Here is a 12,090-nt window from a genome sequence, read left to right on the forward strand (position 1 = left end):
CCTCCTAGTAAAACTTTTCCACTTTGTAATCTTTTTTCAAATCTTCAGTTTTGTTTATATATATTTCCTGTTGTTTAAGCGCTAATAATTGTGATCTTATTTCTTCGATAACTTCTTCGAAAGGTCTTAGAGAAGGTTCATACTTTTCATTTACTTTGATTATGTGGTATCCAAATTGAGTCTTTACTGGTTCAGATATTTCATTAATGCCTAAATCGAAAGCTGCATTTTCAAATTCAGAAACCATTTGTCCCCTTCCAAATCTTCCAAGTGAACCACCATTTTTACCTGATGGACATGTTGAGTTTTCTATTGCTGACTCTTCAAATGCCTTTCCATCAAGAATTTTTTTTCTAATTTCATTAGCTCTGTCTTCATCTTCAACTAATATATGAGATGCTAAAATTTCTTCTTTTGTCTTAAAATGATCCTTATGTGAGTCGTAATATTCTTTAACATCTTCATCTGTAACCTTAGCCTCGCTTAAAATCTTATTGATAGCATAGTTTTTAAGAGCATTTTCTATTAAAACTTCTAATTCTTTTTTGAAAGCTTCATCTTGCTCAAATTTGTTTTTAATAGCGTCTAGATAAAAAAGTTCTTGATTTATAAGCTCATCACAAACCCTTGCTATTCCATCTTCTGAATGAAATTGCTCACCTTGTGGTCCCATAGCATTAATAAAATCAATAACTTCCTTTGCTGTGATTTCCTTTCCATTTACATTTGCTAAAACTTTATTTTCTCCCATTCTTTTCCTCCTTAATCCTTATTCCGTCTTTATAAAATTCTATCTTATTACCTTTTAAAAGTCTTCCTGTAGCTTTCTTAAATGCCGACTTCGACATACAAAACATATCTTTGATTTCGTCCGGATCTGACTTGTCATTATAAGGCAAAAATCCATCATAATCATTTAACAAGTCAAAAATCAGCTCAGCATCCTTATCAAGTTCCAAATGGCCCCTCTCCCTTTGAGAAAGATTTAATCTTCCATCGGATTTCACAGAGGAAACCCTCAAGCTAATAGGTTCACCAACAGCTACTACTCCTCTTTTTTGATCATTTGGTAATAGCGCTTCATATATGTTATCTATTGCAATAAAAGCACCTATATCATCCACCACATTGTATACAACTCCTGAGACTCTATCATTTTCTTTATATTTTGAATCAGTCCTCAAATAGTCTCTTATCTTCATTGTTGAACATAGTCTACCTGTCTTGTCAATGTATAGTGCTACAAGATAGCTTCTGCCTTTGTCTAACTTACATATTTGCTCTTTAAAAGGTAAAAATAATTCTTTTTCTAGTCCCCAATCCAAGAATGCTCCGATTCTTGTGATTTCTCTAACCTCTAAGTGGGCGATTTTACCCAAAGTTATTTTAGGAATTGTCTTTGTTGCAAAGATTTCGCCTTTGCTATCATTATAAAGGAACACCTTTATAATATCCCCAATCTTTTCGTTTTCAATCTCTTCATGTGGAAGTAGAACTTCATCGCCAGCTTCATCTTTTAATAATGCTCCGGCTTTAATCATTCTTGAAATTTTAAGTTCTTGCACTTCTCCTAAATTTATCATAAAACACCTCACTTTCAATTATAACACAGTACCTTAAATACATAAAAAGTAAAATAAAAAAAGAGAAGCCAAAGCTTCCCTAACTATTGATTATGTTTTTCATAAAATTCTTTTTTAATTCTTTCTCCAGTTCTTGTTGCAGCAATACCTCCAAGGGCTGTTTCTTTAAGTCTAAAGCTCATTGACTCTCCAACGTCATTTAGCGCTTGACAAACCTCTTCAAATGGAACCAGTGATTTTATTCCAGCTAAAGCCAGGTCTGCTGATAATATTGCATTAATTGCCCCCGATGCATTTCTAAAAGTACATGGATACTCCACAAGTCCTGCCACTGGGTCGCAAACAAGCCCTAATATATTTACAACTGCAATTGAAGCTGCGTTTAAAGATTGTTCTAAGTCGCCACCCTTTAAGTACACAAGGGCAGCGGACGCCATGGCAGCTGCTGAACCACATTCAGCTTGGCATCCTCCCTCAGCTCCTGAAAAGTTTGCAAATCTTCCTATGATTTTGCCAACTCCTACTGCTGTTAGTAGACCTTCTATAAGTTTTTCGTCACTAACATCTGGGTCGTCCATTCTATATCTCGCAATTATTGCAGGAATTATTCCTGAAGAGCCAGCAGTAGGCGAAGCAACTATCTTTCCCATTGACGAGCTAAGTTCCAATGTTGAAAAAGCCATTGCCATGGTTCTTACATTTTTTTCCCCAAGCATGGTATTTCTTTTTTTTACATACTCATTTGTCTCTTTAGCATATCCATCAATTAGTCCAAAGCCTGTTTCGCTATATTCATCAAGATATTTATTTGCAGATTTTTCCATTACTGCTAGCATTTCAGAAAGCTTTTCGTAGATGCCCTCCTTTGTATCATTTGATACTTCAAGCTCATCTTCAAGAACAAGCTCCCATAAATATGTATCATTCTCTTCAGAATATTTTAAAAGTTCATCAGTATAGTAAATCATTTCTAGAACCCTTTCTCTAAGTGTTTAACAAAAATAATATTTTCATTTTGCCTTATTTGATCTATTGTTTCTTGATCCAAATCCTTATCAAGTTCAACCACAAGGGTTACTTGGTCCACCTCTTTTGTAGTTTGAAGGCTTTCGATATTATAATCATTTTCAGCAAGGTTTGAAGATATGAAAGCTATGATTCCCTTTTTGTCTATGTATCTTACAATAAGTAATGGATACTTGCTTGTAAAGTCTAAAGGAATTCCATTCATTTCTATAATTCTAATATTTCCTCCACCTATGGAAGAACCTGTTATAGTTGTTTCCTTTCCATCTGGGTAAATCATTTCTATCTTCACTGTGTTTGGATGAACATCTCCAAGATCTGCCTTTTCAAAATGATATTCAAGTCCTTCTTTTTTTGCAATTTCAAAAGAGTCTCTTATTCTTTCATCATCTGGGTCCATCATCATTGCGCCGGCAAGAAGAGCTCTATCTGTACCATGGCCCATATAAGTTTCAGCGAATGAACCATGTAATATAAAATTAATTTTAGTAAAACCACCACCTGCAACTATTCTTGCAGTTTTGGAAATTCTACAAGCTCCTGCTGTATGAGAGCTCGAAGGTCCTATCATAATAGGACCTAATATATCAAAAAGATTATACGAACTCATTTTTCCTCCTATTTTGTTTCGGCCTTGTAAGTAAAGCCTTCACCAACAACCTCGTTAACCATATTCATTGTTACAAATGCCTTAGGATCAACTTTAGTCACTTGGTTTTTAATTTGAAAGTACTGTCTTCTTGTAACAACAGTGTTTATTATTTCTTTCGGCTGTTGTGAATATCCACCCTTTGCATAATAGATTGTAGTACCTCTTGTAATATTTTTAATTATAAAATTATTAATTTCTTCAGCTTTTGTTGAAATTATATACATACTTATTCTAGTGTTGAATCCTGTTATAAAGTAGTCTATTGACATAGAGTTTAGAACTACTCCCAGAGATCCATAAAGCCCTTCTTCAATTCCAATTGCTACAAAACCAAATAGTACAACTAGTCCATCACATATTAGTAGTGCCTTACTGATATCCATATGAGTAAATTTATTTATTATACTCGCTAAGATATCTGTACCACCTGTTGTGCAGTTTTGAGATATAACAATTGCCATACCTCCGCCCGATATAATTACTCCAATAATTATACTTAGTAAAACATTAGATGTTAGCGGTTCAGATAGCGGCATAAAGTTTTCTAAAAATGAAATTCCATTAGAAATGAATAGTGCCGAATATATGGTGTAGCCAACGTACTCTTTACCCAAAAAAATAAATGACAGTGTAAAGAGTATAATGTTTAAAACCGTCATCAAATAACCTACTTGTAGCTTTGGAAATACATACTGTAAAGCAATTGCAAATCCACTTACGCCCCCCATCGGAATATTGTAGTCCATTATAAATAAATAGACCCCCAGCGATACCAAAGCCGAACCTAAGGTTACAATTATGAATTTCTTCATGTTTTTCATCGTAAAAAATTTCTTCATGAAATGATTATATCATGTATCATGAATTTTTTTCGAATTATTTTTAAAATTTTACAAATGCATGCACTTTTGCGTTTATTCTGGTTTTATTTAATTTCTAAATAATTAAAACAAAGAAAAAGAGCTTGATGATACTAAATTATCTAAGCCCTACAGATATTTTTAATGCATCATCTAATTTGCTCATAAAATTATTATCGAATGAACCTATCTTTTCTCTTAATCTTTTTTTATCAATTGTCCTCAGCTGCTCCAATAGTACAACTGAGTTTTTTGGTAATCCATATTTGTCCGCTGCTATTCCTATATGTGTCGGCAACTTTGCTTTATGTAATTGAGATGTTATGGCAGCAATTATAATGGTGGGACTGTATTTGTTTCCTATATCATTTTGGACGACCACTACTGGCCTTATTCCACCTTGCTCTGATCCGACGACAGGACTGAGGTCAGCGAAAAATATGTCTCCTCTTTTAATTTTCATCTAATAACCTCTTGTCTATCATGCTCATTTAATTATATACAAAATTAAATCTATAAGTCAATTTTGATTTTTTCTAAGTAGTCAATAACTTTTATTAATTTACCATCTCTGAAATATGCCCTTGGAATCCTCAATGATACTCTGCATAAAATATCATATGTGATTGTGTTTGCTAGTTCTGCCACTTCTTCCAATGGAATAATATTTCCTTCCTTTTCTCCAAAAACTAAAACTTCATCTCCAATAGACACATCTTCAATATGTGTTACATCTAACATAGTTTGGTCCATACAAACTTTGCCAATTACATTTGCCCTTTGACCATTTACAATCATATATCCCTTATTACTTAAGGCAGTAGGGTATCCATCCGCATAGCCAAGGGAAACTGCTGCAATCTTTGTAACTTTATCAGTTGTGTATGTTCTATTGTATCCAATCTGCTCTCCAGGTTGAAAGGTCTTTACAGATGCTACTGAAGTATAAAATGATACGGCAGGTTTTAAATCAACTGCATTACATTCTCTAACCACATTTGAACCATAGTATCCATATAGTCCAAGTCCACATCTAATCATGTCTAAGTAGTAGCCATGAAGTATGGCTCCTGCGTCATTTGAAATATGTTTTATCGGAATTGTTATGCCCTCTTGGTCTAAGAACATAATAAACTCCATAAATTTTTCGTATTGCATTTGGGTGTATGAAAAATCTTCACCATCTGCGTCGGATAAATGTGAATATATCCCTTTTATTCTTACATTTGAAAGGGAATTTATCTTTTTTATTTCCCTAATTGACTCTTCAATATTTGTCTTGTCTATTAAAAAACCAAGTCTTCCCATTCCCGTATCTATTTTAATATGTACATCCACAACTGCATTTAGAGCCTTTGCCTCTTCATTTAGTTTAAAGCATTGGTTGTAGTCGTAGGCAGTTATATCAATTCTATTTTGAATGACGTCTCTAAATACATCATCTTTAATGTATCCAAGGACTAAAATTGGCAAATAAATTCTTGACTTCCTAAGTTCCATTGCCTCAGCCATATTGGCAACGCAAAGATAGTCTGCCCCTTCTTTTTCAATTTCCCTTGCAATTGTTATGGAACCAAGTCCATAGGCGTTTGCCTTTACGACCCCGGCAATTTTTGCTGGTTTTGCAATGGCCTGAAGGCTTTTGAAATTATGAACTAATCTATCTAAATCTATTTCTAAATAATTTTGATATTTTTCCATTTAAATCTCCCTTAGTGCTTTAATGACTCTTGCTATTTCATTTAATATGTCACTTGCTATTATACCATCAGTTCCTAAATTTGTTTCTAAAAAGTTACCACATAGTCCATGAATATAAACTCCAAGGGATGCAGCTTGGAACTTTTCATAGCCTTGTCCAAGTAATGAAGTTATTATTCCTGTAAGTACATCTCCAGATCCTGCTGTGGCAAGTCCACTTGTTCCAGTTTTGTTAATATAAACTTCATAACCATCTGTAACAATTGTGTTTGCTCCCTTTAAAACTAAAACCACCGAATGTTCCTTGGCAAATTTTTTTGCAAGAACTTCTCTATTGGAACTTATTTCCGATATTGACACGTTTAACAGTCTTGAGAACTCTCCTTCATGTGGCGTTAATATTAGATTTTTATTTTTACTTAAAATTTTTAAGTCCTTTGAAATTGTATTTAGTCCATCGGCGTCAATTACAATCGGTTTTAAAAATGTTCTTAAAATATATTGAAGCTCTTTTGGAGTCATAAGATTAGAAAGCCCAGGTCCAATGCCAAGTGCATCTAAGTTTTCATAAAACTCGCTTAATGAATTTTCATCTTTAAAGTCTATCAATTTAATAATATTTTCTATGCACTTTATTTGCATTATCTCAAATATATCTTCACAAACCCCGGTATATACAAGGCCCGATCCAGTATGAAGTGCCGCCATGGAAGAAAGATACACAGAGCCCACCATTCCCTTTGAACCTGCAATTATACCTACCTTTCCAAAGCTGCCCTTATGCCCTTCAGCATCTCTATCCTTAAGTGCATATGGTGGATTTAAATTAAAATTATTTTCTTTTAACTGTCCAGTTACTACGGCAATTGCGTATTCATCTTCGTGGGAAATAGAAATTTCCGGTTCACCATGAAATTTTTCAAACCATAACTTTTTTCCATTTCCAAAAAGATTTACAAAAGGCTCTCCCGAATCATAATTTAAAACTTCAATATCTTTGAAACTAATTTTTCCAATTCCAGTGCCCAAAGCTTTTGAAACCGCCTCTTTTGCTGCAAATCTTCCCGCAAGATAAACTGATTTCATTTTGCTTTTTGAATTGTATTGAACTATTTCGCTATCAGTTAGGACTCTTTTTATAAATTTTTCATCTGAAATTTTCTCAATCCTTTTGACATCGCAGATATCAATTCCAACTTTCACTACATTACACCTCTGCTTTGTGACATCTCTAATAGGCCTATAATTATTTCTGGGTTAAAATCCTTTAAATCGAAGTCTTCTGGAAAACCTTCTAGATATTCATTTAAAACAATAGACAGCTTTCTTTGTCCTTCCTTAGTAAAGTGTTTTATATCTAAGTTATCACAGTAGAAGTTTAAAATTTCATTTAGTATCTCATATTTAAATTCTTGTTTCTTTCTCTTGTTTAAATTTATATCTTCAAACACTTCATCTACAACTGAACTTACACAATGAACTAGGTAATTAATAAACTCGTTAAAGATTTGCGGACTCTTTTTTCCTTCTAAGTCAAAGACTATCATCAAAATCATATTCCATCTAAAATCTACATTTGCATATTTCTTTAATGACTCACCTAATTTTTTATTGAGCTTGTTTCTATATTCAACATGTTCAAATTCAAGATTTTCTCCAAAAACCATCTTCTTTCTATTCAGTTGATTTATTCTATGAAGAATATCTATTACCTTGCTATTAACAGAATCACTATTCTCTTTGTCATCTTTTTCTATAAGTAAAAAATCGATTACGGTATTTGAAATTGCCCTAAGGTCAATTAAAACTCCCGTCTCCTTTTGCATTTTTAATACATATGTGTCATGCAGCGCCTTAGATAGAAAAGACTTTAATTGATCCAGTGTATTTTCTTCGTTGGACTCTTCCATGTCTTTTAATCTTTGGTATATAGTGTTAAGCTGGCTATCAACCATCTCTAGATTATTTTTTATTGAGTACATCAAATTTCTTATAAAATCCTCTGTAATCATGTAATTAAAATTCTTATATAAAATTCTATGGTCAATTTCTCCCCAAAATACATTTACCATGGATTTAATTTGAAGCTCAAAGTATAGTTCTTCTTCTCCATCAATGTATTTACCATCTATCTTATATATTTCAAATCCATTTTTTTGGTACTGTGGTTGAGGGTCTTTAAAATTCAAGTAGATGTATTCATTTAATGGCGATCTATAAAATACTCCATCTTCTGTTTCAGAAAAGATATCTTTTAACTTAAAGAATATCTCCTCTTCTTCAGATATAAATCTACATTCAATACGAAGTCCTAAAATATCACTAAGTGTATTAAAAACATCTCGCGGATGACTCATGCCATTAAAGTCAGACATCCTAAGAAGTTTTTCTTTAATGCTATTATCAGACTTAACTCTATAGTTCAAATTTAAGAAAAAATCGTTATCACAAAGTATTTCAGTAAAAAATCTATCACACTCTTCTGCTACTTGATTTATAAAATCTTTCTTTAAGTTTACATATTCAACGGCAGAATCGATAAATCTAAACATATCTAGTTTCATATTGCACCTACTTTTGCTTCATCTTGCCAATAAACTCTTCAAGTTCCTTGTAAAAATCATCAAAATCTTTATTTACCATGGACATTTTTTCAATAGGACAATAATCGGTCTTATCTCTATTAAGGATTTTGTCCACAACTCTTTCATAAACAACTTCAATATTATTATTTTCCAATAGTTCCTTTGAATCCTTCGATATAACAAATGTAAATAGAGCTTTTACTTTTGCTTTTGAATTTAATAAAAGCCTTGCAGCTCCCATACCAATAAACTTGTCAATTACATATACTTCTCCATGGATATTGGAATTATAAAATTCATACATAGGTATTATGCCCATTTTATCAGATTCAAAAACTATTTCTTCGTCTTTTAAAACAAGAAGATTTAAATTTTTTTCAATTAACTTTTCTTTGCCATATTCTAAAATTTTCATATCTCCTCCATCTCTTATAATAGCATAAAACCAAAATATATAATATAATTACTGTTGTCAACAAGTGGAAGATCAGGAGGCAAAAAAATGAATAACTATGATAAAAATGTAGTGGAAGCTATAATTGAAATCCCAAGAGGAAGCAGTAATAAATATGAATACGATGAGGAAAGAAAATGTTTCAAACTTGATAGATGTCTTTTTTCTCCAATGTTCTATCCTGCAGATTATGGTTTTGTGCCTGAAACTCTAGCGGAAGATGGAGATCCACTAGATATTTTAGTGCTAATGAAAAATCCAACCTTTCCTGGATGCTTAATTGAATCAAGAATTATAGGGATGTTTAAAATGACCGATGATAAGGGCAATGACGAAAAACTTATTGCAGTTCCTATTAATGACCCGAGGTATGATGAAGTTTATTCCCTTGGGCATTTAAGTAGTCATACAGAAAGAGAATTTGAACACTTCTTTAAAGAATATAAGAGACTTGAAAATAAAGAAGTTGAAATTGGTGGATGGTACAATGTTGATGCCGCACTAGATGCACTGGAAAAAGCAAGAAAAAGTTATAAAGAAAAAAATAAATAATAGAAAAACTCTTACCCATATGGATAAGAGTTTTTTATTCCAACGATTCTATTAATTCTGCCCAATGCAGGAACAGCTCTTCCTTCTGCTCTTCCTTTAACTTAATTTCATCTACAATCTCTTGAGACTTTACATAATCATTGTAAATTTTCTCTTTTGTCAAAAGATTATGAAGTTCTGAAATCTCTTCTTCAAGCTTTGCAATATCAGTTTCGATTTTTTTAATTTTTTTCTTTGTTTTTCTTAATTCATTTTCTAATTGCTTTTGTTTTTTTCTATCTTTAATGCTCTGAGTTTTATTTACAGCTGTCTCTTCTTTAGGAGTATTCTCCTCTTCTAGTTTTTCAATATAATAATCATAATTTCCCAAATATATCTTTGTTCCGTCTTCGTTTAAAACAATTATCTTATCTACCACTTGGTTTAGAAAATATCTGTCATGGGATATTATAAGCGCCGTTCCTTCATAGTCACCCATTGCAGATTCCAAAATCTCTTTTGAATCTATATCTAAATGGTTCGTAGGCTCGTCCATTAATAAAAAGTTGCTTGATGATAACATCAACTTCAAAAGTTCAAGCCTTGAGCGTTCCCCACCACTTAAGTTTTCCACAAGTTTAAAGATATCGTCACCAACAAATAAAAACTTTGCCAAATAAGATCTCACCTCATAGTGAGTTAGCCTTGGGTATTCATTCCAAATTTCATCAAGTACCGTATTGTCATAGTCTAAGTCCTTTTGCTCTTGGTCAAAATATCCCGTCATTACTTGGCTTCCCGTAGCAATCTGTCCAGAGGTAATTGACTCATATCCCATAATCATTTTAAATAGAGTTGTCTTTCCCACTCCATTTGGTCCGATTATTCCCACCTTCTCACCTTTAAAAACAGTAAAGTCTACATTTTCAAATATTTTGTATTTCCCAAATGACTTAGATAGACTCTCTACCATAAGTACATCTCTTCCACTTTCAATAGCGGGGGTTAGCTTTAGTGAAAAACCACCAACAAACTCCTTGGGCTTTTCAACTAACTTCATCTTATCCAAAAGTTTTCTTCTAGACTGAGACTGTTTTATATACCTACTTGAACCATAATTTGCAAATCTTTCTATAATCTCTTCTTGTCGTTTGATTTCCCTTTGCTGATTCTCGTAGCTTGCCATCATGACTTCAAAATCTTTTTTTCTCTTAACAAAAAACTGTGAATAGTTTCCATTGTAGGAAAAAACTTTTCCGCCTTCCATTAGAAAAATCCTATTGCATATCTTATCTAGAAAATATCTATCGTGGGATACTACAAGCACCGCTCCTTGAAAGTCTCTTAAAAAGTTTTGTAAAAAATTTATTGCATTTAAATCCAAATGGTTAGTAGGTTCGTCTAAAAACAGTATATCTGGCTTTGAAAGAAGAAGCTTTGCTATTTGAATTCTAGATTTTTGACCTCCAGACAAGTGGTTAATACTTTTATCAAACTCATCTTCGCTAAATCCAAATCCCTTTAGCATCCCCTTTATCCTTGAATTACATTCATATCCATCCATGGCATTAAACGAGTCTTGCATGCTCTGATACTTTAATAAAATATCATCAAGAGCACCTGAGTCCTTCATAGTTGAAATTTTTTTCTCCATTTCCCTAATTTCATCTTCAAGTTTTATTGTGTCTTCAAAAACTTTAAGACATTCTTCATAGATTGAACATTCAAGATCCAGTGTAGTCATCTGTTCCAAGTACCCTATGGATAAATCTTTTTTATGATAGATATCTCCACCATCTCGTGAGATTTCCCCAATTAAAATTTTTAAAAGAGTAGTCTTTCCACATCCATTGTTTCCAACAAGACCTATCTTGTCATTATCTTGGATGTTAAAGCTTGCTCCAGTCAAAACATCTTTGGTAACATATGATTTTATAATATTGTTAGCATCAAGTAATATCATAATTTACCTCAACAAAAAAAGTAGACCTTGTCTACTTTTAGTTTTTAGTACCAGGGTAGTCTTCTAAGTTGTTTAAGTAATATGTCAATGTAAATAGACTTTCATCTAAATGAACATTTTCTAAAACAACAGACTTTGGTAATTTTAAATCTAGAGATGCAAAGTTCCATATACCTTTTACATTTCCTTCAACTAATATGTCACATAGTTCTTGTGCAACTTCTGTTGGAGTAGAAAGAACTGCAATGTCAACTTTTTGTTCTTTTAGAAAAGTTCCTAGTTTATCAATATGTTGGATTTTATTTCCAAGCATAGTCTTTCCTACTAAGTTTTTATCCACATCAAAAAGTCCAACTATATTGAAGCCTGAGTTTTGACTAAATCCAGGATATTTATATATAGCCTGTCCTATATTGCCCATTCCAAGTACAATTGCATTATATGACTTATCGATTCCTATAATCTTTTCAATTTCATTTTTAAGTTCTTCAACATTATATCCATATCCTTGCTGTCCAAAGCCACCAAAATGATTTAAGTCCTGCCTAATTTGAGAAGCTGTAAGTCCAGTTATCTTACTTAGTTCTTGTGATGAAACTCTAATTATTCCTCTATCAGAAATTAAACCTAAATATCTATAATATTTTGGTAATCTTTTTACTACTGCCAAAGATACACGGGGTTTATTACTCATTATCTTTCCTCCATATCCTTCTTATTCGCAAATTGTATTAT

Annotated in this window: 13 protein-coding genes; 1 reads left to right on the forward strand and 12 read right to left on the reverse strand. The window is 32.5% G+C overall.

The genetic code is table 11. From position 1 onward, the window contains the following. Positions 1-4: 4 nt before the first annotated feature. From WKS98_RS00760 to WKS98_RS00805, 10 genes are all read right to left on the reverse strand, one after another. Entirely contained in the window at positions 5-751 is a 747-nt protein-coding gene (locus tag WKS98_RS00760) for a peptidylprolyl isomerase (protein ID WP_498916059.1), read from the reverse strand. Then, positions 738-1,583, reverse strand: a complete 846-nt coding sequence (locus tag WKS98_RS00765) for a CvfB family protein (protein ID WP_498916061.1) — start codon at positions 1,581-1,583, stop codon at positions 738-740. Before WKS98_RS00765 ends, WKS98_RS00760 begins: the two co-directional genes overlap by 14 nt. An 83-nt stretch (positions 1,584-1,666) precedes the next feature. Beyond that, a complete protein-coding gene (sdaAA, locus tag WKS98_RS00770; protein WP_498916063.1) occupies positions 1,667-2,551 on the reverse strand; it encodes an L-serine ammonia-lyase, iron-sulfur-dependent, subunit alpha in 885 nt (294 codons plus the stop codon). Between the two features lie 2 nt (positions 2,552-2,553). Further along, on the reverse strand, positions 2,554-3,219 hold the full coding sequence (gene sdaAB / locus WKS98_RS00775; RefSeq protein ID WP_498916064.1) for an L-serine ammonia-lyase, iron-sulfur-dependent subunit beta: 666 nt from the start codon (positions 3,217-3,219) through the stop codon (positions 2,554-2,556). 8 nt (positions 3,220-3,227) lie between these two features. Next, on the reverse strand, positions 3,228-4,082 hold the full coding sequence (locus WKS98_RS00780) for a YitT family protein (RefSeq protein ID WP_498916066.1): 855 nt from the start codon (positions 4,080-4,082) through the stop codon (positions 3,228-3,230). 157 nt (positions 4,083-4,239) lie between these two features. Beyond that, positions 4,240-4,584 (reverse strand): type II toxin-antitoxin system PemK/MazF family toxin, encoded by a 345-nt coding sequence (locus WKS98_RS00785; protein ID WP_498916068.1) that lies wholly within the window; start codon positions 4,582-4,584, stop codon positions 4,240-4,242. Positions 4,585-4,634: 50 nt separating this feature from the next. Further along, positions 4,635-5,822: an alanine racemase gene (gene alr, locus WKS98_RS00790; protein ID WP_498916069.1), complete on the reverse strand. Its 1,188-nt coding sequence runs from the start codon at positions 5,820-5,822 to the stop codon at positions 4,635-4,637. Then, positions 5,823-7,025 (reverse strand): NAD(P)H-hydrate dehydratase, encoded by a 1,203-nt coding sequence (locus tag WKS98_RS00795; RefSeq protein ID WP_498916071.1) that lies wholly within the window; start codon positions 7,023-7,025, stop codon positions 5,823-5,825. Continuing rightward, complete coding sequence (locus tag WKS98_RS00800; RefSeq protein ID WP_498916073.1) at positions 7,025-8,386, reverse strand: RelA/SpoT-related domain-containing protein; 1,362 nt, start codon at positions 8,384-8,386, stop codon at positions 7,025-7,027. The genes WKS98_RS00795 and WKS98_RS00800 overlap by 1 nt, the downstream gene beginning before the upstream one ends. Before the next feature lie 7 nt (positions 8,387-8,393). After that, entirely contained in the window at positions 8,394-8,822 is a 429-nt protein-coding gene (locus tag WKS98_RS00805) for a DUF1893 domain-containing protein (RefSeq protein WP_498916075.1), read from the reverse strand. A gap of 87 nt (positions 8,823-8,909) precedes the next feature. On the opposite strand from WKS98_RS00805, the gene WKS98_RS00810 reads away from it, so the two are divergent. Next, entirely contained in the window at positions 8,910-9,413 is a 504-nt protein-coding gene (locus tag WKS98_RS00810) for an inorganic diphosphatase (protein ID WP_498916077.1), read from the forward strand. Between the two features lie 34 nt (positions 9,414-9,447). Here the strand turns inward: WKS98_RS00810 and WKS98_RS00815 are convergent, their stop codons facing one another. Together WKS98_RS00815 and WKS98_RS00820 are read right to left on the reverse strand one after the other, a co-directional pair. Continuing rightward, positions 9,448-11,355 (reverse strand): ABC-F family ATP-binding cassette domain-containing protein, encoded by a 1,908-nt coding sequence (locus tag WKS98_RS00815; protein WP_498916079.1) that lies wholly within the window; start codon positions 11,353-11,355, stop codon positions 9,448-9,450. A gap of 37 nt (positions 11,356-11,392) precedes the next feature. Beyond that, positions 11,393-12,049, reverse strand: a complete 657-nt coding sequence (locus WKS98_RS00820) for a redox-sensing transcriptional repressor Rex (RefSeq protein ID WP_498916081.1) — start codon at positions 12,047-12,049, stop codon at positions 11,393-11,395. Positions 12,050-12,090: the final 41 nt, after the last annotated feature.

This window comes from Lagierella sp. ICN-221743 (assembly GCF_037890055.1).
In the GTDB taxonomy this organism is placed as follows: domain Bacteria; phylum Bacillota; class Clostridia; order Tissierellales; family Peptoniphilaceae; genus Mediannikoviicoccus.

Bases quoted from the DNA above. Each gene is read 5' to 3' on its own strand.
- WKS98_RS00760 (WP_498916059.1), bottom strand. From the start codon at position 751: ATGGGAGAAAATAAAGTTTTAGCAAATGTAAATGGAAAGGAAATCACA.
- WKS98_RS00765 (WP_498916061.1), bottom strand. From the start codon at position 1,583: ATGATAAATTTAGGAGAAGTGCAAGAACTTAAAATTTCAAGAATGATT.
- sdaAA (WP_498916063.1), bottom strand. From the start codon at position 2,551: ATGATTTACTATACTGATGAACTTTTAAAATATTCTGAAGAGAATGAT.
- sdaAB (WP_498916064.1), bottom strand. From the start codon at position 3,219: ATGAGTTCGTATAATCTTTTTGATATATTAGGTCCTATTATGATAGGA.
- WKS98_RS00780 (WP_498916066.1), bottom strand. From the start codon at position 4,082: ATGAAAAACATGAAGAAATTCATAATTGTAACCTTAGGTTCGGCTTTG.
- WKS98_RS00785 (WP_498916068.1), bottom strand. From the start codon at position 4,584: ATGAAAATTAAAAGAGGAGACATATTTTTCGCTGACCTCAGTCCTGTC.
- alr (WP_498916069.1), bottom strand. From the start codon at position 5,822: ATGGAAAAATATCAAAATTATTTAGAAATAGATTTAGATAGATTAGTT.
- WKS98_RS00800 (WP_498916073.1), bottom strand. From the start codon at position 8,386: ATGAAACTAGATATGTTTAGATTTATCGATTCTGCCGTTGAATATGTA.
- WKS98_RS00805 (WP_498916075.1), bottom strand. From the start codon at position 8,822: ATGAAAATTTTAGAATATGGCAAAGAAAAGTTAATTGAAAAAAATTTA.
- WKS98_RS00810 (WP_498916077.1), top strand. From the start codon at position 8,910: ATGAATAACTATGATAAAAATGTAGTGGAAGCTATAATTGAAATCCCA.
- WKS98_RS00815 (WP_498916079.1), bottom strand. From the start codon at position 11,355: ATGATATTACTTGATGCTAACAATATTATAAAATCATATGTTACCAAA.
- WKS98_RS00820 (WP_498916081.1), bottom strand. From the start codon at position 12,049: ATGAGTAATAAACCCCGTGTATCTTTGGCAGTAGTAAAAAGATTACCA.